Source organism: Kaistia sp. MMO-174, assembly GCF_037147815.1.
Classification (GTDB): domain Bacteria; phylum Pseudomonadota; class Alphaproteobacteria; order Rhizobiales; family Kaistiaceae; genus Kaistia; species Kaistia nematophila.
Genome location: NZ_JBBCUO010000003.1, coordinates 1 through 17,388, shown reverse-complemented (window position 1 = coordinate 17,388; position 17,388 = coordinate 1). Strand labels below are relative to the sequence as shown.

Annotated in this window: 29 protein-coding genes, 1 tRNA gene and 1 pseudogene; 16 read left to right on the top strand and 15 right to left on the bottom strand. The window is 63.3% G+C overall.

The window, feature by feature from the left end:
- Positions 1–39: 39 nt before the first annotated feature.
- Positions 40–1,179 carry a hypothetical protein gene (locus WFK98_RS11930; RefSeq protein WP_336800363.1) on the top strand — a complete coding sequence of 380 codons (1,140 nt, stop codon included), beginning with the start codon at positions 40–42 and terminating at the stop codon, positions 1,177–1,179.
- 39 nt (positions 1,180–1,218) lie between these two features.
- Here the strand turns inward: WFK98_RS11930 and WFK98_RS11925 are convergent, their stop codons facing one another.
- A complete protein-coding gene (locus WFK98_RS11925; protein WP_266338207.1) occupies positions 1,219–1,428 on the bottom strand; it encodes a hypothetical protein in 210 nt (69 codons plus the stop codon).
- Positions 1,429–1,631: 203 nt separating this feature from the next.
- Here WFK98_RS11925 and WFK98_RS11920 point away from each other — a divergent pair, with 203 nt between their 5' ends.
- A complete protein-coding gene (locus tag WFK98_RS11920; RefSeq protein ID WP_336800362.1) occupies positions 1,632–2,276 on the top strand; it encodes an alpha/beta hydrolase family protein in 645 nt (214 codons plus the stop codon).
- Between the two features lie 101 nt (positions 2,277–2,377).
- Here the strand turns inward: WFK98_RS11920 and WFK98_RS11915 are convergent.
- The 14 genes and pseudogenes from WFK98_RS11915 to WFK98_RS11855 all read right to left on the bottom strand — a co-directional run bounded on the left by WFK98_RS11915 (position 2,378) and on the right by WFK98_RS11855 (position 9,672).
- Positions 2,378–2,452 (bottom strand) — tRNA-Thr (locus tag WFK98_RS11915).
- 91 nt (positions 2,453–2,543) lie between these two features.
- Positions 2,544–3,686: a tyrosine-type recombinase/integrase gene (locus tag WFK98_RS11910; protein ID WP_336800361.1), complete on the bottom strand. Its 1,143-nt coding sequence runs from the start codon at positions 3,684–3,686 to the stop codon at positions 2,544–2,546.
- A 14-nt stretch (positions 3,687–3,700) separates the two neighbouring features.
- A pseudogene (locus WFK98_RS27380) lies at positions 3,701–3,871 on the bottom strand (helix-turn-helix domain-containing protein); the annotation flags it as partial.
- Positions 3,872–3,944: 73 nt separating this feature from the next.
- Positions 3,945–4,214 (bottom strand): hypothetical protein, encoded by a 270-nt coding sequence (locus WFK98_RS11905; RefSeq protein WP_336800360.1) that lies wholly within the window; start codon positions 4,212–4,214, stop codon positions 3,945–3,947.
- Positions 4,211–4,414, bottom strand: a complete 204-nt coding sequence (locus WFK98_RS11900) for a hypothetical protein (RefSeq protein ID WP_336800359.1) — start codon at positions 4,412–4,414, stop codon at positions 4,211–4,213. The genes WFK98_RS11905 and WFK98_RS11900 overlap by 4 nt, the downstream gene beginning before the upstream one ends.
- Positions 4,411–4,722 carry a hypothetical protein gene (locus WFK98_RS11895; RefSeq protein ID WP_336800358.1) on the bottom strand — a complete coding sequence of 104 codons (312 nt, stop codon included), beginning with the start codon at positions 4,720–4,722 and terminating at the stop codon, positions 4,411–4,413. Before WFK98_RS11895 ends, WFK98_RS11900 begins: the two co-directional genes overlap by 4 nt.
- Positions 4,716–4,907 (bottom strand): hypothetical protein, encoded by a 192-nt coding sequence (locus tag WFK98_RS11890; protein WP_336800357.1) that lies wholly within the window; start codon positions 4,905–4,907, stop codon positions 4,716–4,718. The genes WFK98_RS11895 and WFK98_RS11890 overlap by 7 nt, the downstream gene beginning before the upstream one ends.
- Positions 4,900–5,583 (bottom strand): hypothetical protein, encoded by a 684-nt coding sequence (locus tag WFK98_RS11885; RefSeq protein ID WP_336800356.1) that lies wholly within the window; start codon positions 5,581–5,583, stop codon positions 4,900–4,902. Before WFK98_RS11885 ends, WFK98_RS11890 begins: the two co-directional genes overlap by 8 nt.
- Complete coding sequence (locus WFK98_RS11880; protein ID WP_336800355.1) at positions 5,580–6,929, bottom strand: DUF4942 domain-containing protein; 1,350 nt, start codon at positions 6,927–6,929, stop codon at positions 5,580–5,582. The genes WFK98_RS11885 and WFK98_RS11880 overlap by 4 nt, the downstream gene beginning before the upstream one ends.
- 97 nt (positions 6,930–7,026) lie before the next feature.
- Positions 7,027–7,308: a hypothetical protein gene (locus WFK98_RS11875; protein ID WP_336800354.1), complete on the bottom strand. Its 282-nt coding sequence runs from the start codon at positions 7,306–7,308 to the stop codon at positions 7,027–7,029.
- Complete coding sequence (locus WFK98_RS11870; RefSeq protein ID WP_336800353.1) at positions 7,305–7,490, bottom strand: hypothetical protein; 186 nt, start codon at positions 7,488–7,490, stop codon at positions 7,305–7,307. Before WFK98_RS11870 ends, WFK98_RS11875 begins: the two co-directional genes overlap by 4 nt.
- 105 nt (positions 7,491–7,595) lie before the next feature.
- Positions 7,596–7,859 carry a hypothetical protein gene (locus tag WFK98_RS11865; protein WP_336800352.1) on the bottom strand — a complete coding sequence of 88 codons (264 nt, stop codon included), beginning with the start codon at positions 7,857–7,859 and terminating at the stop codon, positions 7,596–7,598.
- A 138-nt stretch (positions 7,860–7,997) separates the two neighbouring features.
- The gene (locus WFK98_RS11860) at positions 7,998–8,543 is read right to left on the bottom strand and encodes a hypothetical protein (RefSeq protein WP_336800351.1); all 546 of its coding nucleotides are present in this window, start codon (positions 8,541–8,543) and stop codon (positions 7,998–8,000) included.
- Between the two features lie 352 nt (positions 8,544–8,895).
- The gene (locus tag WFK98_RS11855) at positions 8,896–9,672 is read right to left on the bottom strand and encodes an XRE family transcriptional regulator (RefSeq protein ID WP_336800350.1); all 777 of its coding nucleotides are present in this window, start codon (positions 9,670–9,672) and stop codon (positions 8,896–8,898) included.
- An 87-nt stretch (positions 9,673–9,759) separates the two neighbouring features.
- Here WFK98_RS11855 and WFK98_RS27375 point away from each other — a divergent pair, with 87 nt between their 5' ends.
- The 14 genes from WFK98_RS27375 (at position 9,760) to WFK98_RS11790 (ending at position 17,270) form a co-directional block, all read left to right on the top strand.
- Positions 9,760–9,963, top strand: coding sequence for a helix-turn-helix domain-containing protein (locus WFK98_RS27375; RefSeq protein WP_442907408.1), 204 nt, complete (start codon positions 9,760–9,762; stop codon positions 9,961–9,963).
- Positions 9,960–10,088: a hypothetical protein gene (locus tag WFK98_RS11850; RefSeq protein ID WP_336800349.1), complete on the top strand. Its 129-nt coding sequence runs from the start codon at positions 9,960–9,962 to the stop codon at positions 10,086–10,088. Before WFK98_RS27375 ends, WFK98_RS11850 begins: the two co-directional genes overlap by 4 nt.
- A 364-nt stretch (positions 10,089–10,452) precedes the next feature.
- Positions 10,453–10,887 carry a hypothetical protein gene (locus WFK98_RS11845; protein ID WP_336800348.1) on the top strand — a complete coding sequence of 145 codons (435 nt, stop codon included), beginning with the start codon at positions 10,453–10,455 and terminating at the stop codon, positions 10,885–10,887.
- Positions 10,888–10,962: 75 nt separating this feature from the next.
- The gene (locus WFK98_RS11840) at positions 10,963–11,922 is read left to right on the top strand and encodes a hypothetical protein (protein WP_336800347.1); all 960 of its coding nucleotides are present in this window, start codon (positions 10,963–10,965) and stop codon (positions 11,920–11,922) included.
- A 3-nt stretch (positions 11,923–11,925) separates the two neighbouring features.
- Positions 11,926–12,762 (top strand): ParB/RepB/Spo0J family partition protein, encoded by an 837-nt coding sequence (locus WFK98_RS11835; protein ID WP_336800346.1) that lies wholly within the window; start codon positions 11,926–11,928, stop codon positions 12,760–12,762.
- 32 nt (positions 12,763–12,794) lie between these two features.
- The gene (locus WFK98_RS11830) at positions 12,795–13,013 is read left to right on the top strand and encodes a hypothetical protein (RefSeq protein ID WP_336800345.1); all 219 of its coding nucleotides are present in this window, start codon (positions 12,795–12,797) and stop codon (positions 13,011–13,013) included.
- Positions 13,010–13,519 carry a siphovirus Gp157 family protein gene (locus tag WFK98_RS11825; protein WP_336800344.1) on the top strand — a complete coding sequence of 170 codons (510 nt, stop codon included), beginning with the start codon at positions 13,010–13,012 and terminating at the stop codon, positions 13,517–13,519. Before WFK98_RS11830 ends, WFK98_RS11825 begins: the two co-directional genes overlap by 4 nt.
- Entirely contained in the window at positions 13,519–14,163 is a 645-nt protein-coding gene (locus tag WFK98_RS11820; RefSeq protein ID WP_336800343.1) for an RAD52 family DNA repair protein, read from the top strand. The genes WFK98_RS11825 and WFK98_RS11820 overlap by 1 nt, the downstream gene beginning before the upstream one ends.
- Positions 14,163–14,612: a single-stranded DNA-binding protein gene (gene ssb, locus WFK98_RS11815; protein WP_336800342.1), complete on the top strand. Its 450-nt coding sequence runs from the start codon at positions 14,163–14,165 to the stop codon at positions 14,610–14,612. Before WFK98_RS11820 ends, ssb begins: the two co-directional genes overlap by 1 nt.
- A 105-nt stretch (positions 14,613–14,717) precedes the next feature.
- Positions 14,718–15,047 (top strand): hypothetical protein, encoded by a 330-nt coding sequence (locus WFK98_RS11810; protein ID WP_336800341.1) that lies wholly within the window; start codon positions 14,718–14,720, stop codon positions 15,045–15,047.
- Entirely contained in the window at positions 15,044–15,397 is a 354-nt protein-coding gene (locus tag WFK98_RS11805; RefSeq protein ID WP_336800340.1) for an HNH endonuclease, read from the top strand. Before WFK98_RS11810 ends, WFK98_RS11805 begins: the two co-directional genes overlap by 4 nt.
- On the top strand, positions 15,394–15,789 hold the full coding sequence (locus WFK98_RS11800) for a VRR-NUC domain-containing protein (protein WP_336800339.1): 396 nt from the start codon (positions 15,394–15,396) through the stop codon (positions 15,787–15,789). Before WFK98_RS11805 ends, WFK98_RS11800 begins: the two co-directional genes overlap by 4 nt.
- Complete coding sequence (locus WFK98_RS11795; RefSeq protein ID WP_336800338.1) at positions 15,786–16,328, top strand: helix-turn-helix domain-containing protein; 543 nt, start codon at positions 15,786–15,788, stop codon at positions 16,326–16,328. The genes WFK98_RS11800 and WFK98_RS11795 overlap by 4 nt, the downstream gene beginning before the upstream one ends.
- Positions 16,329–16,331: 3 nt before the next feature.
- A complete protein-coding gene (locus WFK98_RS11790) occupies positions 16,332–17,270 on the top strand; it encodes a hypothetical protein (protein WP_336800337.1) in 939 nt (312 codons plus the stop codon).
- Positions 17,271–17,388: the final 118 nt, after the last annotated feature.

Here is a 17,388-nt window from a genome sequence, read left to right as displayed (position 1 = left end):
CGAGCCGACACGGCGGAGATCGCGCGCGGCTATGCCTATGTGCTGAACGCGCTGAAGCGGCCCGTCGATGCCGAAACCGCTGCCTACAAGTGGCGCGACGCCACCAAGGAAAACACCGACGCCTATCTCGTCGTCGCGACCGCCACGCTCGCCATCGATCCGCCGGTGAAGCTGGAGCGCGACGTGCTGACCCGCATGGCCACCGCGATCAGCGACGCCAAGTATGGCCCCGGCGCGCAGGAATTCGGCTGGTACGCTTACAAGATCGGCCAGACGGCGATCGCCGCCCGCTGGTTCGCCACCGCGCTGTCACTTATGCCGAACGATGAGCCCTCCGCCTATGGCCTGGCGCTCGCCAACCAGAAGCTCAAGGACAAGGCCGGCTTCGAGAAGATCATCCGGGAGTGGGGTCCGCGTTCGCCGCGCATCGCCGCGCTGGCGGATCCGAAGGCGGCCCGGCAGCGGATCCCGGCCGCCGAGGCCATTCCCGGTCCCGATGGAGCCGTGGCGGTCGACGATCCCGCCCCGGCGGCGCGGGTGGAGACCGTTGCCGACGAGGAAGAGGCGGATCCCGCCCCGGCGGCGCGTCCGGCTCGCCGGCAGCAGGCCGCTGCCCAGCCGGCCGAGCGCCGCGCCGCCCCGCGCAATGCCTCCCGCAGCAGCGGCCGCACCTGCACCGGCGAAGTGCGTCCGGCGCTGCTTTCGTCGATGAGCGCGCTCAATCGCGGCTGGTGCCTGATGGACCTGAACCGTCCGATCGAGGCGGCCGACGCGTTCGACGTCGCGCTCCGCACCAGCTACGGCCAGGTCGCGCAGGACGCCGCTTATGGCAAGACGCTCGCCTATCTGCGCGCCGGGCTGACCGACCAGGCAGCAGCTTCCGCCGCGCAGACCTCGCAGACCGTCCAGCGCGCGATCGAGCTCAAGACCGAGATCCTGACCCAGCGCGCCATCGGCTCCTACAATGATGGCCGCTACATCGAGACGCTCCTGATGCTCGACGAGCGTTCGCGCATCGCACCCGAGCAGAACGACCTGATGATGATGCGGGGCTGGTCCTACTTTCACCTGCGCCGTTGGAACGACGCCAAGACGATCTTCGTCGCGGTCGCCGGCACCGGCTCGCGCGAGGCGCAGCGCGCCCTGGCGACGCTGGCCGAGGCGATGAAGCCGCACTGAGCGGACGCGGCGCCAGCGCTGCGTTCTCTCGGATAGGGCCTAGCGGACGACGCAGCCGCGCGTATAGCCGACATGGCCGCAGCGGACGGCGGGCGCCGCCGCAGGCGGACGCTGGACGCAGCCCCTGACATAGGCGCCGGCGCGGCAATAGACGACGGCCTCGCCGGGCGAGGTGGCCATCAGTGTGGTCATTGCCATGATCACGGCGAGGCCGGCCAGTCGGGCACGACCCAAGGCTGAAGATTTCATGATGATCTCTCCTGCGTTCCGGGGATGGGCAACAGCCCGCCAGCCGTCACGCTAGGACTACCACGCGGCCGAATCGCCCTTTCTACATATCGCCGTGATCCGTGCGTGTCGGGGCTTCCCCGGGCGTGGGAGGGCCGCATTGAGCCGTCCTGAAGGATGGGCGAAACTTGCGCCTTCGAATGTGGGAAGGCGAGGGCGGCGAGATGACAGGAAATTTTCTCTTCGATGGCCCGGAAGACGCGCGGGCGACCATCCTGCTGGCGCACGGCGCCGGGGCGCCGATGGATTCGGCCTCGATGACGGCGTCGGCGAGGGCGCTCGCGACGGCGGGCCTCCGTGTCGCGCGATTCGAGTTCGCCTATATGGCCGAGCGGCGGAGCGGAACCGGCCGCAAGCCGCCGCCGCGCGCCGACAGGCTGATGCCCGAATATCGCGAAGCGATTGCGGCGCTCGCCGCCTCGACGCCGCTGATCATCGGCGGCAAGTCGATGGGCGGGCGCGTCGCCAGCATGGTCGCCGACGAATTCCATGCCGCTGGCGAGATCGCCGGTCTGCTCTGCCTCGGCTATCCCTTCCACCCGCCGGCCAAGCCGGACGAGCTGCGCACGGCCCATCTCGTCGAGCTGCGGACGCCGACGCTGATCTGCCAGGGCACGCGCGACGAATTCGGAACACGGGAAGAGGTTGGCGGCTATGCGCTGTCGCCACGAATCGAGGTTCTCTGGCTCGAGGATGGCGACCACGACCTGAAGCCGCGCAAGAGCGTCTCCGGCTTCACGGCGGCGGACCATCTTAAGACGATGTCGGCCCGGGCATCGAGCTGGATCCACGGGTTGGTGGAGCGCTGATAGCCAGAGCGGTCGCAACAGGCGGAGCGGAGGGGACGCGAGCTGCGAACCTGCCGGGAGCCAGGCGAAACGTTGGGGGGCGCGTGGGCTTTTCTGGGAAATGGTGCCGGTTGAGGGGATTGAACCCCCGACCTTCGGTTTACAAAACCGCTGCTCTACCGCTGAGCTAAACCGGCAAAATCCGATATTCCAACGCATGTTCAACACGTTAGCTCAATGGCGTCACACGAGAAACCGATTGTCGTGTGCCGTCTTTCGTGACGTGGGTCAAACCCGGCCGGAACTGGCGGACGCGGTCTCTTCACCCATAGCGCGATCCGCGTCAAGCGCCTTTGCGCCGCCACGCTTCGCAATCTCCGCTTCTTCCGGCGTCAGGAACTCTAGGTACATTTCCGTCGTCTTCACCGAGGAATGCCGCAGGTGTTCCTTCAGCGTGTAGATGTCGCCCCCCGCCCGCAGGAACTCGACCGCGTAGAGATGGCGCATGTCGTGGAAGCGGAAGCCGGCGAAGTCCGGGGCCACCTTCTGCTTGGCTTCTGCCTGTGCCTTCTGTGCCGCCTTTCGTGCCGCCTGTGCCGACCTCCGGGCCCGGCTGAAGATGAAGGCGGCCTGCGTGATCGGCTTCCCGTTGTGGTGAAAGAGCGTGTCGCACTTCAGCCCGGCCGGCTGTCGGGAGAAGATGGCGATGGCCTCGGGCGATAGGCTGATGGTCCGCTGCTTGCGGCCCTTGCCTACGAGCAGGACGGACCCGCGCATCGGGTCGAAGTTCTTCCGCAGGATGGTGGCCAACTCGTTCTGACGCATCCCGGTTGCTCGGGCGGCGCGAAGCATGTCGGCATGAGCCGGCGCCAGTCGCGACAGCACGAACTCGTAGTCTCCTTCATCGGGCAGCACGATCGGGTCGCGGTGCTCCTTCAGCCGCCGCATCTTGTCCCGCGCAGGGTTGCCTTCGCGCCACCCCTCATCCTCTGCAAAGTCGAACAGCGACGAGATGGCCTGCAGGTCACGGCGGATGGTGGCGTTCGTGATGGGCGGGCTCTTCTGGTTCCGGCGAGCGGTGACGAACTTGTTGATCTCGTCCTTGCCGATGCCGGCTATTGGCATGGTGCTTAAGTAGCGGCCCGCGATGATCAGAGAGTCTGCATAGCGCTTGGCGGTGCGGGGCGAACCAACGTGGCGCGATATGAAGTTCGTCCATTCGTACACGGCATCATCCCAGAGCATCGGGTTCTCGGCGAACAGCGTGCTGCCGATCGCCTTGGCCTTCATCTCGTTGACCCGCTTCTCCGCAACTTTTGGAGAGCCTGTTCGGAGGCTCTCACGGAATTCGCGACCTGCAATGGTAAAGCGCGCCCAAAGCGTGTCCCCGCGCCAGTAAGTGTGTTTAGGGGCAGGCGGTTTGTCAGGCATGTCGAACGCTCCTTAAGCCAATGACGAAGCGCGGGTTCATCGAACGTCCACAGCTTGCCGATCTTGGCGGCACCTGGCAGTTCGCCCCGCGCGGCCAAGGCTTGCACAGTCCTAACCTCGACGCCAAGGATAGCCGCCGCGGCCGGCGCACGGATGCGCTCTGGTAGAGGGGCCGGCTGTCCCATCATCCCTCTCTCACTTCGATGCCGGCCGCTTTGGCGCGGAGATGACCCTTGCCAACGTTGTTTGCCGCCATGGTCATTCTCCGTCGTGCTCGATGAACTGCTCGGTCGGGTCATCGTCCTCGCCAATGAGGTAGAGGTAGAACCCTCCATGCTCATTGATCGCATGCTGGACCACATCCGGCGTGGTGTTGAAGGCCAGCGCTGCCTCCGCGACCGAGACGCTGCGCTGTTGCATGCATGACCACGTCGCGACGGATTGGCATAGGTGGGCGACGGTCAGCCCGCTATCGTCGCTATCATCATCAAAATCTTGGATTGCCCAAGGCTTCGTGTCTTCGCTCATCCCTCATCCCCCTGTGCCGCAGCCGGAGGGGCGGGGAGGGAGGCCTGCCATGCGAGCGCGTCGATCACGTCGCTGTATTCGACCCCGAGCCGGTCGATGACGATGTGGGCGAGAAAACTGGTGCTCTTGTCGCCGAAGTCGTCTTCGGCTTCATCAAAGGCGTCTGCGATCTGACGATTGGTCGGCTTTTTGCGGCTCATTCCGTGATCTCCTTCATCTGCTCGATGCGGGCGCGAATAGCCGTCGTTATGGTGATCGCCGCCTCGGAACGCCCCATGTGATGGATCATCCGATGGTTCGAGGTGCTTCCAATCCCATTGTCGATGGCGGCGTTGTTCTCCGCCTCGGCCAGCTTCACCAACTCCTCCGCCAGGATCGGGAAGGCGGCGCGGAGGGGGATCTCCGCCTTGGTAACGTGGCTGCGCCAATAGGTGTCGTGGCCCGACGAATCGTGCGCGAGCGCCCGCGCCCCGGCCTCCACGGCCCTCTCCCATGCATTATTCACCATTGTGAGACCCTGATCTTTTCCGCGATTGCGTTCTGTTCAGAGAGGAGAATTTGCAGGACGCAGTTGATGACCACCTCCAGTTTTTCCTCGGTCGTCTTGCTCTCGTCGCCCGTCATATCGACGAACTTCCGGGTGAAGACGGCCAACTGCTTGTGCTGCGAAATGAGGTCTGCCGTGCTATTCATCTCTGGGGCCTTTCAGGGAGCGGACCCAATCGGCAAGCTCGTCTTCGTCCAAGGCTTTCCGATACCGATCTTCGACCAACGATGCCGCCGCCTCGATCCCGTCGTCGCGCCCCTCTTCATAGCTCCGGGTTGCGGGAGGCTGGACGCCGGCATATTCGGCTGCTTCGCGCTGCTGGTCCGGCGTGCCATGCAGCAGCATGACGGCCGCGATCTGGTCGCGGGTTGCCTCGTCGCTCGGCGCATAGCTCCGGGTTGCGGGAGGCTGAGTCGCGGCGGCGAGAAGCTCTTTCATTCTTGCCGCGTACCACTCAGCGCGAGTAAGGCCGCTATCCTGTATCTCGCGCGGGTGCACTCGCCAGAAGCGATCAGCGAGGGCGTCAATCGCCGCCTCCGGCACCGCCACGGCTGGCGCGGGCAACTCTCCGGTATTTCCGGATAGTTGGGGCGCGGGCTCCCCCACTACCTCGGCGCGGCGGTTCCAAGCGACCACACGATGTCCACCGCCGGCGGTGCTGATCATGACGTGCTCGACTACGCAGTAATGCGCGGTCTCCGGGTGTACGAAGATCTTGCTGGTCCGGGTCGATAGATCGGGACTATGCACCAAGTGCTCGCCGCAGAACGGGCACGGCTTCAGCTCGATCTCCTCGGCGCTCGGCTCAATTGCGGTCGTCATGCGGCGATCCTTATCTTTGCGATGGTGGTGCAAACGCGCGTTCCGCTTTCGGCAAACGATGCAACCGGAAGGTCGTGCCACCTCGGGCGGAGGTCATCCAGCAGCCCGTGGTCGTAGCGAGCCGTCGCAGGCAAAACCGCAACGAGCTGACCGCCGGTGCCCAGAAACTTCAGGGCGTGTCGCACGTGCTTTTCGTAGTGGCGCCCGTAGAACGGCGGGTTCATCACCACGAAGTCGAACAGTTCGCCGTTGGGCGAGACATCCAGGAAGTTAGCCGTCATCACGGCGTGCCCCTTGGCGCGGGCCTCGGCGGCACGAGCTGGATCAACCTCGATCCCGAAGGCGTCTGCGCCCGTAGAGGCGAGCCCGTCCAGGAAGCGACCGCAGCCGCACGACGGCTCTAGAACGCGAGTGCCGGGCTTGATGTAGATGTCAGCCAAGATGCGCTCTACCACAGCCGCAGGCGTCGGGTAGTACTGGAGATCTTTCGCCACCGCGGTGCTCGTGCGCTGTGCCGGCCGGTCAGCCTCGTCATGGCAGTCGGGCAGAACGTCGCCATAGAATTCGGCGAGCGCCATGTTGATGTCGCGCAGGGCGACCGGGCCGAAGAAGAGGTGGCCATTGCCGTTCTGGAACCGGCGAAGCCAAACGCCGCGGCCGATGACCGTAAACGTCTCCTGCTGGTAACGGCTGTTGTGCGGGTGCGGGAAAGTGCCCCCTTCCTTTAGGGCGTCGCCATCCTGCAGGAGCAGCTGGAGCTCGGCATAATCGAGTAGCGACTTGCCCTGATAGGCAGCAAGCGCGTTGAGGATGTCGCGCAACTGGTCGCGGCCCCACCCGCCGACCCCAAGGTTGCTGAGGATCACGCGCTTGGGCAGGCCCTTGACGCCGATCTTCACCTTCTCGTGGCTCTTGTAGGCCGGGTCCAGATCCGCGAAGACCTCCGCCAACCCGCGCAGTATCGTCAGGCGCGGGTTTTCGAGGTAGGGCCAGAAAGTGGAGCGGACGGTGTCCAGGTCAAACGGCGGCGGGTCTGCCAGCGCCCGCTCGAACGACTGCTTGTCCTTGGCACTGGCAATCTCCGGTAGACGTAGGGCCTTCCAAACATTCTTCCACGCTGACCGGCGAAGACTGCGGGCCAGGACATGTTCCGATGCGCTTCCGGTCTCGATCCGCTCATCGCCCCATTCGCCACCGACGCAGGCTGCGGTCTTCAGAGCCTGCCCTGCGTTCTGGAACGCATTGATAGCGTCCGGCAGCGAGGCGACCTTGCGTTCGTACTCGTCCACCATGTCGTGGATACGACGAGCCGGCGCGACTTCGGTGCCATAGGTCTGGGTGCTCATGGCTTCCACCCCCATGCGGCTGCGATAGCGATGCAGATCACCGCCAGATACACGGACGCAGCAGGGATCTCGGCGAGGTTGGAACGGAGGGTGGAGATCATGGCTGGTCTCCAAGGGCCGAGCGGGCGATGGCGCAGAGCCGGCGAACTGTTGCGTTGGCGTATGCAGTCCCACCCTTCGAGATCTTGGATAGCGCCTCATCCTTCCGCTCGACCTCCGCGCGCAGGCGGGTGATCTCGGCGGCGGCGCGGCGGATGTCATCGTTCATGGCCCGCGTGGAGCGGCCCTTGAATGACAATGTTCCCCCAACGGTAGGCGCCATCGCACGCAGCCGCGCCACCAGCCCCTCCACCGCCCCGCCGTCCTCTGCCGGGCTCATGCTGCCACCTCGTAGTGCCCGCTGGGGTCGTTGTAACCGGCGCCGACGTAGACGATGTTCTCGTTGGCCATCATCTGCTCGATGACCCACTCGTCGGTCTCGGCCTTCTCGGCGATCATCATTCCCAGGCGCTTGAAGGCGGGGTCATGGCTCTGGAGGAGGTCGACGTCATTGACGACCACCGAGGTGACGGAGATGTCGAAATCAGCAGACGAAATCTCGGTCGAGATGGTCAGACACGACGGCGCCGTCGTCAGAGAGCGTGACCGTGTAGTCGAGGTGCGCGCTCATGCTGCGTCCTCCAGCCGGCTGACCACGGACACGTCGTCAGCAGCGCGGATCTCCGCAGCACGAGCTGCGAACCAATCGCTGGCAGCCAGCACCTCGTCCGCAGAGAGCGTTCGGCTGGCGTGGAAGCCGCTGTTCCAGATCTCGATCTCGAAAGGCTGGTACCGCTTGTCAGGGCCGTTGTTGGCCTTGAACTTGATGCTCGCGAACGGCCCGACATAGCGGGTGATGTCATCGCGGAATTCGAGCTTGGGGATATCCACGTCGGTCCCTCATCGGCTTGGTGGGTGCTGATGGGGACTCTTATACCCCGTTATGGGGCACTATTCAACCCCAAAATGGGGAATATTTGTTGAGGCACAAAAAAGCCCGCCGGAGGGGCGGGCTTCTGGGTCGTTCGGCTACCTTTTACGGCGAGGCGGGGTCTTGGGCTTGGTTACGGGCTGCTGGCCCGTCCTGCCATTTGACTGTTTGGTTTTAGGGTCGGGCGGGGCCGGGGTGTTTGACAACGGGTTCTTTACGAAGTGGCCAATAATCGGAGCGGCTGCTCCTAAGCCCAAGGTGATCCCAATACCAGTCGCGCCATATGTGGCACAAACCGTGGCCCCGATTGCGCCGACGACAACGATGAGGAACCCAAATATCTGCCCCCGTTTTGCGTAAATCAGCGGCCCCTCGATCGAGAGCCGCTCCATGTCTTGGGCGTGGGTCTGGGCCTCACCGGCCCTTTGCATCAATGCGGCCAGAAAGCCTGGCTGGTGCCGCTCATAGTCATCCAGCATGTCTGGCGGAGGAAATGGCCCCCGAAAATGAGACTGAGCCACCTTTACGACCAGTTCCCGGATCGGCCCGCGGGTTTCTTTGGGCAAGGTGTCGATTGTTGCGACGATTTCATCAGGGAGTTTAATTTGGGTGAGGCCCCCCGGCTCACCCTCAGTCTCGCTCACTCGGCATCAGTTCCTTGAGTGCGAATGCAAAAGACGCAAGCACGGCTTGATCCGCCCGTATATTGCTCGGCACGTCAATTGGCCGAGGCAGTTGTTTCGCAATATCAGGCGGCACTATCACATACCGAGCTGATGCAGCCCCATCAAAGATTGCCCGACGCCAAGCGGACACCCGGCGCGCGCGATCAGAGGCAGCCATGGCATAACCTCCTTCTGTCAAAAACTAGCACTAGCGACTAGCGAAACGCTCAGCGCTCGCTGTCAAGGTAGGCAAGCATAACAGACTTACAACGGAGTCGCTGCGTAAAAGATGCAGGTGACCTGCAAGGCAGACATGCAGCCCTATGGCGCGCTATCTGCCGACATCCGACGTCATACGACTCACAAACCGCCCGATGATATACACGTCCGACAACGGGCGTATCACCGTGTCATGACGCGGATTGTCGGACGCCACCTTCACCATCACGTCCGGGTCGGACGGTGCCGATACGACCTCCAGCCGCTTGAAGATCACGCCGCCGAACATGTCGGTCAGAGCATAGATGCCAGGCGGAGAGGGGACGCGATGCCGAGTGTCGACGACGATGACGTCGCCGTCGAGGATCGTCGGGAACATGGAATCGCCCTGCGACGGGAACAGCGCTGCCCACTCGGGGCGCAGGTTCAGCCGCGAAAGGAACCACTCGGGAAACGTCCAGTGGGCGCGCACTACCTCGGCGGCGAACCGCATGCCACTGGCGGCGGTTGCTTCCGACACGGTCGTCAGCCCGCCGGCGCCGAGCCCTGCGGTCACGTCGATCTCGGCGATGCTGCCTTTGGGAAGCCCTTGCCTTCCGGTTTCCGAACCCATCGTGGCAGGATTATCGAACTCGGGATCGGGATCGAACTCTTGGCCGAGCGGAACGCGACGGGGTTGGGGGCGGTCATCCTCACCGTCGTCGTGAATGACCTCAGTCTCAGTCACGCCAAAGAGCTTCGCAAACATCGCTATCTGCGCCGCTTTTAGCGACCTCTCCCCGTATTCAAGCTTGCGATAGCCACCAAGCGACATGCCGATCTTGTCGGCCACATCGTCCTGCGTCCATCCGCGACTGTTTCGAAGTGCAGCGAGCCCGTTCTTTGCCATCTGGGGAATGTGCCCCGGAATCAATCTTTTCCGCGTGCCCCATTATGGGGTTGACGATATACCCCGTTATGGGGCATAAGCTGGGGTATGAAACTCGCGGCTTACCTCCTGACCCATCGTCTGACCAATGACGCCTTCGGCGCCAAGGTCGGCGCGTCGCCCGCAGCTGTCCGCAAGTGGCGGTACGGCGAGCGCATCCCTCGGCCGGAACAGATGTCGAGGATCGCAGCGGCGACAGGTGGGGAGGTCACGGCGGCTGACTTCTACGTCGAACAGGCGAGGGCATCATGAGCTGGGCGACCATGTTCTTCTGGTTGATCTGCGCCGCATTCCTGGCCTGCGGGATCTACTCTGTCATTCGCCAGAGCCAGCGCCGACCGGACGACGACTATTCGAACCTGAGCGACGCGTTATGAGCGCGACTGCCAGACCTTCCCCCGCTGCCGCTTACTCCTCCCGGGCGCGCAGCAAACTGGCCCCGGGCGGCTACCTCCCCGCCCGGGGCTCCTTACTCAAGCTTGCCAAGGTGAGTGCCGGTCTCTCCGCCCGCCTCGGCAACGCGGGTGGCTCTCCTTCCTCCCGGAGCCACCCGCACTCTTCCAGCTCGTTTGAGCGCTGCCCTACGCACAACTCCTGCGGCGAGCGCTCCGAGCGAAATGAAGTCGGCGTCTTCAATCACGCCGATCGGATGGTGGGCCTCTCGCTTCGCCATTCATCGCCTCGAAACTCCTCGTCCAACCTCCGGTCCACAATCGGAGATTGGCATGAGGAGTTTCGGGAATGTCCGACAAGTTGTCGTTCCATAAATGTTCTCAAGATGAGGAAGGAACCGTGAGCACGCTCGCGAGTGACATGAAGACCATCGTCTACGCCGCCGCTGATCCTCGGCCCGGCGAGACGGTCAAGGCCCAGATCCGGAAAGCCTGGGCCGCTCTCGGCTTCCCGTCTTTCTGGCGGGTTAAGGCCGCTTGGTATGGCGAGGCGGGTTGCTGGAGCGGCGAAGCGGTTCGCGATTTTCAAATGCGCGACTTGATCCGTCGTCGAAAAGAGGAAGCAGCCCGTGCACAGGCCACAGAACTCGGAGCTCTATTCGCCGTCGCGGCGGAGCGGCTTCGGGAGATCGATCCGGATTTCCATAGCCAACAGATTGCTCAACACGAGCGCGCGGCTTGCGCGCTTGGCGCTTTGGATCGCCCCAGAACTGAGGCGGCCTAGCTGAGACTGCGGCGGACGAAAAGGCCCCGTCCGCGCTTCACCGCAGAACGAGGCCTTGGATCAAGGAGATCGAGTATGAATCTATTCCATCGCTCGGCCGACATCAATTCCCACGGGAACATCCGGAGCATCCGGACGTGGGAGGCCGATATTCGGGAAGGCCGCATGGCCATCGGCCCAGACCTCGCCGCTAGTATCCTCAAAGAGGCCAACTATAGCGGTCAGCGCAAGGTCGAGCAGCGAGACGTCGGCGTCTATGCCGAAATGATGCGCCGGGGGCTGTGGGAACTGTCAGACCCCATCACCTTTGCCAAGCTCAACGGCAATCTGACCCTTGTCAACGGCCAGCACCGCTTGCAGGCAGTGATCGCTTTTGGTCGGGAAGTCGAGTTCAGGGTCGCGGTCAACCTCTGTTCGACGCCGGAAGAGGTCAGGGCGCTTTACTACCGGTTCGACACAGTCATGCGGGTTCGGTCGAATCAGCAGATTCTGAACGCCATCGACCTTGCCGCGACCCATGGGGTGTCGAAGGGGATTGCCGCAGCGACTTATGGCGCGATTGGCGTCATCGCCAACGGGTTCACCGTCCCCAATAACTACACCGTCAAGACCGAAGCGGTAGCCAAACTACGTATCGTCGACCTCCGTGTCGAGGCCTGCGAGCCTTGGTGGCCGGCAGCTCGGCGGATCGAGGAAGCGCTAAAAGGCGCTCAGACTGATCTGAAGCCCCGCATTCTTCGTGGCAGCACGTTCGCTGTGGCGCTGATGACGATGCGCTACCAAGAAGCGAAGGCCTTCGACTTTTGGCGCGGCACTGCTCGGAACGACGGGCTCAAGCGCAATGACCCCCGTCATGTGTTTGTCCGCGATCTGACTGCCCGAGACGTCAGTTCGGGCGCGCACGGTCAGGGTGTTGTGGCTGCGGCCTTGGCTTGGAACGCATGGTTCGAAGGCCGATCGCTTTCCATCATCAAGGTCCCCCAGAACCATGTTCTGCGAATTGCCGGCACGCCGGTCAACGGCCGGAAGGGTTAGGCCATGGGCTCCGTCGTCGACCTTCCAATTGCGCTGATCTACCCGCCAATAGAGGCACGAGGACTTGACCAAGCCAAGGTCCAAGCCATCGCGCAGAGCATTCAGGAAGTCGGGCTGATCAATCCAATCATCGTCAAGAAGGCCCTGAAGGTCCGTCATGGGGCCAAGGCCGAGGCTTGGGAGGTCGTCGCCGGGAACCACCGTTATGAGGCATGCGCCGTGGTGCTGAAGATGGAGACGGTGAAGTGCGTCGTCAGCGACGCCGACGATCTGGTCAATGAGTTGATCATGATCGACGAGAACCTCTGCCGAGCAGAGTTGTCTCCGTCCGACAGGGCGCGGTTCACGGCGCGGCGCAAGGAAATCTATGAGATCCAGCACCCTGGAACGGCCCATGGCGGCGACAGGCGTTCAAGTCGCCAGATTGGCGACTTGAACGATACTCAGCGGTTCACTGAAAACACGGCGAACGCAACTGGTCGGCCAGAACGCTCCATCCAACGCGACGCCGAGCGCGGTGAGAAGGTCATCGACGAGGCGCTGGATCTGATCCGGGGCACCGCTCTCGATACCGGCACTTACCTCGACAAGATCAAGAAGCTGAGCCCCAACGACCAGGTGGCCGCGGTCAACCGCGATCTGTTGCTGGCGCGTCGTAACGAACGCGCTGCGAAGTCGAACGCTGCGCTCAAGCTGGCAGACACTCCTCTCAATGATTTCGAGGCCAAGGAAAAGCAGGTGGCCGCGCTGATGTCAGCGTGGAACCGCGCAAGCCCCGAGGCCCGCGAAGAGTTCATGGGCCGCATCGACGCGCCCCTCATGGACCGCCGCTACGCCTAACCCATCAACGCGCTTTCGTGGAGGAAGCCGAAATGACCCGCTACGCCCGCCTTCGCACTTCCGTCGCCGTGATGATCGACGCTGCCGGATCAGCACGCCGCTCGGCTGCAGACTGGCGCCGTATGGCCCGCGAGTGGCCGAAGTCCGACAACGAGTACAAAGCCGCCGCCGCCCGGCGCATCGACGACGCCCGTTGGTATCTGCGCCGCGCCCGTACCGACCTCGATATCCTTGCGGGAGACGCAGCATGAGCTACATCGCTCCCGCATCCCTGATCGCCGAGTATCAGCGTGTCCGCGAGATGCTGCTGGCGTCGTTCCCGGAGCTTGCCGATGACGAGCAGGCGCTGGCCGATACGCTCGAAGGCGAAACCAGTCTGATCGACGCTGCGGCTTCCCTGATCCGCTCGGCGCTCGATGACGAGGCTTTCGAGGAAGCCTGCGCCAAACTCGCCGCCGAGAAGCGCGACCGCGCCACCCGGTTCGGCCAGCGCGCGATGAAACAGCGAGAGGCTGCTCTGGCTCTACTCCAAGCGGCCGACATTCCGAAGCTGGAGCAGGCCGACTTTACGGCATCGGTCGGCAAGAGCCGAAGCAAGGTCATCATCGCCGATGAAGGCGCGCTTCCCGAGGACTTTATCCGGGTCGCTCGCTCGCCGGACAAGACCGCGATCGGCGACGCGCTGAAGGACGGGAAGACCGTTCCTGGCGCCCTCCTGAGCAATCCTGAACCCACGCTGACGGTGAGGACGCGCTGATGGCATTTACCCCCGAACAGACCAAGCTTCTGAGCGCGAAGCTGTCGCCCGACAGCATCAAGAGCCGTGAACAGGCTGGGCGGAAGCTCTCCTACATCGAAGGCTGGCACGCCATCGCGGAAGCCAACCGGATCTTTGGTTTTGACGCTTGGCAACGGGAGACAGTCGAGCTTCGGCTGCTCGGCGAGCCATCGGTCGGCAAGGACAAGAACGGCAAGGACCAGTGGCGCGTAAACTACATGGCCCGCGTCCGCATCACGGTCGGCGGCGTCGTTCGTGACGGCTGCGGCTTTGGCCAAGGCATCGATAAGGATGTCGGCCAGGCGCACGAGAGCGCCCTGAAGGAAGCCGAGACGGACGCGATGAAGCGCGCCCTCATGACATTCGGCAACCCGTTCGGCCTCGCCCTCTACGACAAGGCGCAGGAGAACGTCGGGCACGAGCCCGAGCCGGAAGACCGGCTGATCCTAGAAGCCCTCCTGACCGCGCTCAACCAGGCCGGCAGCAAGGACGAGGTCCGCATCTGGCTTGGTGGCCAGAAGCGAGAGATCAACGGCCTCTCGCCGACGCAGAGGGCCGAATTCGACCGCGCCTTGGATAAGGCGAAATCCGAACTCCCCGAAACCCTCAGCGAGGCCGCTTGATGTCTGGATCTGTTAACAAGGTGATTCTGGTCGGCAACCTCGGGCGTGATCCTGAAGTGCGCCGCACGAATGCCGGCGAGACCGTCGTCACCCTGAACCTCGCCACGTCGGAAAGCTGGCGCGACAAGCAGAGTGGCGAGCGCAAGGAAAAGGCCGAGTGGCACCGGGTCGTCGTGTTCAACGAGAACCTCGCCAAGGTCGCTGAGCAGTACCTCAAGAAGGGCTCGAAGCTCTACGTCGAGGGCCAGCTTCAGACGCGCCGTTGGACCGACCAGTCGGGCGCCGAGAAGTTCACCACCGAGATTGTGCTTCAGCGCTTCCGCGGTGAGTTGACGCTGCTGGACGGCAAGCCGGGTGGCGACTGGTTGCCGCACGCACTGAAGCCGACTGAGGAAGAGAAGCTCCAGTCCAGCTACGCCGCCGACCTCGACGACGACATCCCATTCTAGAGGCGCAGCATGGCCAAGCGCTCAAACGATAAGCCGACGATCATCGTTCGCCGCACGGCTCGCGGGCTTTCGCCCGTCTCCGGCTTCGACGCCGAGATGTTGGCCATGATGACGCTCGGCGCTGAGTTCGATGTCGTGCCGCGCTCGCGTCGTTCTTTGCCGCAGCACCGCACTTATTGGAAGGCGCTAGCCCTCGTTGTGAACGCCACCGAAGCCTGGCCGACGACCGGCCATCTGCACCGCGCCGTCAAGCGGGCGCTCGGATACGTGTCGTCTGTGAAGAACCTCGACGGATCGGTCTCTGAGGAGGTCGACAGCATCAGCTTCGAGGCCATGAGCCAAGACGAATTCAAGGTCTACTTCGACCGCGCCATGCAGTGCATCGCCGAAGAGACCGGCATCGATCCTCTCTCATTCCTGGCGGAGGCAGCATGACCCGCGAAGTCCCTGAATGGATCGGCAAGACCGACAACACGCCCATCCCGCCGCGCGTTCGTACCCGCGTGTTCCTCGCTCACAAGGGCATCTGCCACATCTCCGGTCGTGAGATCCGGGCGGGGGAGGCGTGGGACGTCGACCACGTCATCGCCCTGATTAACGGCGGTGAGAACCGCGAAAGCAACCTGGCGCCGGCTCTCCGCGACAAGCACCGCGAGAAGACCGCCCTCGACGTCGCAGAGAAATCCAAGGTCGAGCGCATCCGCCAGAAGCACCTCGGCATCTACAAATCCGCGCACCCGATGCGCAGTCGTCCGTTCCCAAAGCGTGCGGAGTACCAGCCATGACTATGCATGCGATCAAGCTTCGCGATCCACGCCCCGTGTCCGAGGACGCAATCCATCGTGCAGTGATCCAGCACCTCAAGTTCAACGCAGCGCCCGGCGTCGTCTATTTTCATTGCCCGAACGGCGAGGCCCGGTCCGATGTCACTGGCAGCAAGCTCAAGGGTATGGGCGTGCGCCGTGGCGTTGCCGATCTGTGCTTGGTTCTGCAGGGCGGCCAGTCGGCATTCCTGGAACTGAAATCGGCGAAGGGGCGACAATCCGAGCACCAGAAGGCTTTCGAGGAAGACGTGGCCAGATCTGGCGCACGCTATGCCATCGCCACGTCGATCGACCAGGCTGTTGCCATCCTCACTGAATGGGGTGCGCTCGGCGGTGGGAAGGTGGCGGCATGACCGAGCAGCTTTCCGATTACGCGGCGTCCAAGATTGCCGACATGACCATGCGCGGCTTCTCCCCGGATGCCATCGCCACCACCGTCCACATCGGCATCGAGCGGGCTCGTGACGCGATCAAAGAGGCGCGTGCCAGGGCCCTGAAGCACGCCGAGGATGAGCTTGACCGGGAGCGCGCCCGCACCTTCGAGAAGAAGCTGAAGGCGATCCGTGCAGCCGTTGCCGCCGAGAAAGAGGCCGCCGCCAAGATCGACCTGGACCCGTCCAGCGCGACCTTGACTGTCGCCGAGATCATTGCTGCGACCGCCTCCAAGCATGGCCTGCGGGTATCTGATCTTCGGTCCATGAGGCGCATCCGCCGCATCTCCTACGCTCGTCAGGAGGCGATCTACCTGGCCTATGACCTCACGCCGGCCGGCCTATCCACAATCGGCCGGGCCATCTCTCGCGACAACTCAACCGTTATCTTCGCCATTCGCCAGCATGCCCTGCGCAATGGGTTGCCACTTCCTCGCGGCATGAAGCCGGGGAGCCGCTGACCGATGGCCCGCATTCGCAGCGTACATCCGGGACTATTTACCGACGAGGCGTGGGTGTCTTGCTCACCCATGGCCCGCATCCTCGTGATCGGGCTCTGGACCGAGGCCGATGACCAGGGCGCCTTTGAGTGGAAGCCCATCCAACTGAAGATGCGGCTGCTCCCAGCCGACGCTGCTGATGTGTCCGCGCTGCTCGACGAGATCGAGGCCAACGGCCTGATCAAGCGGTTCGATCTGGGCGGCAGGATGGTCGGAGCCATCCGCAATTTCCGTCGTTTTCAGCGCCCGAAGACGCCCAGTAACACCTTCGATCTGACCGACGAGATGCGTGTCTATGTCGGCCTTCCCGTCGCTGACGCTCCTGCATTTCCCCGAAATGGAGAAATGACCGGAGATGACGAGCCACCATTTCTCCCGAAAGCGGAAAAGTATCCGCAGATGGAGGATGGAGGATGGAAAGAAGGAGAGAAGAAGCAAGAAAACAGAAACCTACCGGTTTCTGCAAAAGAACCGGCAGTCTCGAAGTCGCCGAAGGGGACAAGGCTTTCGGCCGAGTACCAGCTTCCCGAGCAAGACCGCGACTTTGCTGCTTCGCTGGGCGTCCCGGCTCATCTCTCCGCGAAGGAGTTCGAGCGCTTCCGGGATTTCTGGATCGCCAAGCCTGGCAAGGACGGCGTGAAGCTCGACTGGTCTGCGACGTGGCGGAACTGGATCCGCAAATTCGCCGATGATCGTGGGTTTGCGCCAACAGCGGAGCCCGGCGCCGCTCCAAAGCCCGCCTTCACTTCGATCGAGCCTGGCACCGCCCAATGGACCGCTTGGTACGAATTCAAGCGAGCCAACGGGACACCAACCCGCCTCATGGACGAGGCCCGTAACACGGGCAAGCCGTTCGCCGTCCCGACCGAATATCCCCCCACGTCCCCCAGCAAAGCAGCCTAGCGAGGAAGAGAGATGGCAGCATTCCGCAAGAAGCCCGTCGTGATCGAAGCGACGCAGTTTGAAGGAACGATGGAGAGCGCAAACCGGGTTCTCGCGTGGATCGGCAGCCATGGTGGGT

Bases quoted from the DNA above. Each gene is read 5' to 3' on its own strand.
- WFK98_RS11830 (WP_336800345.1), top strand. From the start codon at position 12,795: ATGACCCGCTACGCCCGCCTTCGCACTTCCGTCGCCGTGATGATCGAC.
- WFK98_RS11795 (WP_336800338.1), top strand. From the start codon at position 15,786: ATGACCGAGCAGCTTTCCGATTACGCGGCGTCCAAGATTGCCGACATG.
- WFK98_RS11805 (WP_336800340.1), top strand. From the start codon at position 15,044: ATGACCCGCGAAGTCCCTGAATGGATCGGCAAGACCGACAACACGCCC.
- WFK98_RS11850 (WP_336800349.1), top strand. From the start codon at position 9,960: ATGAGCTGGGCGACCATGTTCTTCTGGTTGATCTGCGCCGCATTCCTG.
- WFK98_RS11920 (WP_336800362.1), top strand. From the start codon at position 1,632: ATGACAGGAAATTTTCTCTTCGATGGCCCGGAAGACGCGCGGGCGACC.
- WFK98_RS27375 (WP_442907408.1), top strand. From the start codon at position 9,760: ATGAAACTCGCGGCTTACCTCCTGACCCATCGTCTGACCAATGACGCC.
- WFK98_RS11845 (WP_336800348.1), top strand. From the start codon at position 10,453: ATGTCCGACAAGTTGTCGTTCCATAAATGTTCTCAAGATGAGGAAGGA.
- WFK98_RS11880 (WP_336800355.1), bottom strand. From the start codon at position 6,929: ATGAGCACCCAGACCTATGGCACCGAAGTCGCGCCGGCTCGTCGTATC.
- WFK98_RS11835 (WP_336800346.1), top strand. From the start codon at position 11,926: ATGGGCTCCGTCGTCGACCTTCCAATTGCGCTGATCTACCCGCCAATA.
- WFK98_RS11925 (WP_266338207.1), bottom strand. From the start codon at position 1,428: ATGAAATCTTCAGCCTTGGGTCGTGCCCGACTGGCCGGCCTCGCCGTG.
- WFK98_RS11910 (WP_336800361.1), bottom strand. From the start codon at position 3,686: ATGCCTGACAAACCGCCTGCCCCTAAACACACTTACTGGCGCGGGGAC.
- WFK98_RS11840 (WP_336800347.1), top strand. From the start codon at position 10,963: ATGAATCTATTCCATCGCTCGGCCGACATCAATTCCCACGGGAACATC.
- WFK98_RS11885 (WP_336800356.1), bottom strand. From the start codon at position 5,583: ATGACGACCGCAATTGAGCCGAGCGCCGAGGAGATCGAGCTGAAGCCG.
- WFK98_RS11800 (WP_336800339.1), top strand. From the start codon at position 15,394: ATGACTATGCATGCGATCAAGCTTCGCGATCCACGCCCCGTGTCCGAG.
- WFK98_RS11810 (WP_336800341.1), top strand. From the start codon at position 14,718: ATGATGACGCTCGGCGCTGAGTTCGATGTCGTGCCGCGCTCGCGTCGT.
- ssb (WP_336800342.1), top strand. From the start codon at position 14,163: ATGTCTGGATCTGTTAACAAGGTGATTCTGGTCGGCAACCTCGGGCGT.
- WFK98_RS11900 (WP_336800359.1), bottom strand. From the start codon at position 4,414: ATGAGCCGCAAAAAGCCGACCAATCGTCAGATCGCAGACGCCTTTGAT.
- WFK98_RS11890 (WP_336800357.1), bottom strand. From the start codon at position 4,907: ATGAATAGCACGGCAGACCTCATTTCGCAGCACAAGCAGTTGGCCGTC.
- WFK98_RS11905 (WP_336800360.1), bottom strand. From the start codon at position 4,214: ATGAGCGAAGACACGAAGCCTTGGGCAATCCAAGATTTTGATGATGAT.
- WFK98_RS11875 (WP_336800354.1), bottom strand. From the start codon at position 7,308: ATGAGCCCGGCAGAGGACGGCGGGGCGGTGGAGGGGCTGGTGGCGCGG.
- WFK98_RS11855 (WP_336800350.1), bottom strand. From the start codon at position 9,672: ATGGCAAAGAACGGGCTCGCTGCACTTCGAAACAGTCGCGGATGGACG.
- WFK98_RS11825 (WP_336800344.1), top strand. From the start codon at position 13,010: ATGAGCTACATCGCTCCCGCATCCCTGATCGCCGAGTATCAGCGTGTC.
- WFK98_RS11895 (WP_336800358.1), bottom strand. From the start codon at position 4,722: ATGGTGAATAATGCATGGGAGAGGGCCGTGGAGGCCGGGGCGCGGGCG.
- WFK98_RS11820 (WP_336800343.1), top strand. From the start codon at position 13,519: ATGGCATTTACCCCCGAACAGACCAAGCTTCTGAGCGCGAAGCTGTCG.
- WFK98_RS11790 (WP_336800337.1), top strand. From the start codon at position 16,332: ATGGCCCGCATTCGCAGCGTACATCCGGGACTATTTACCGACGAGGCG.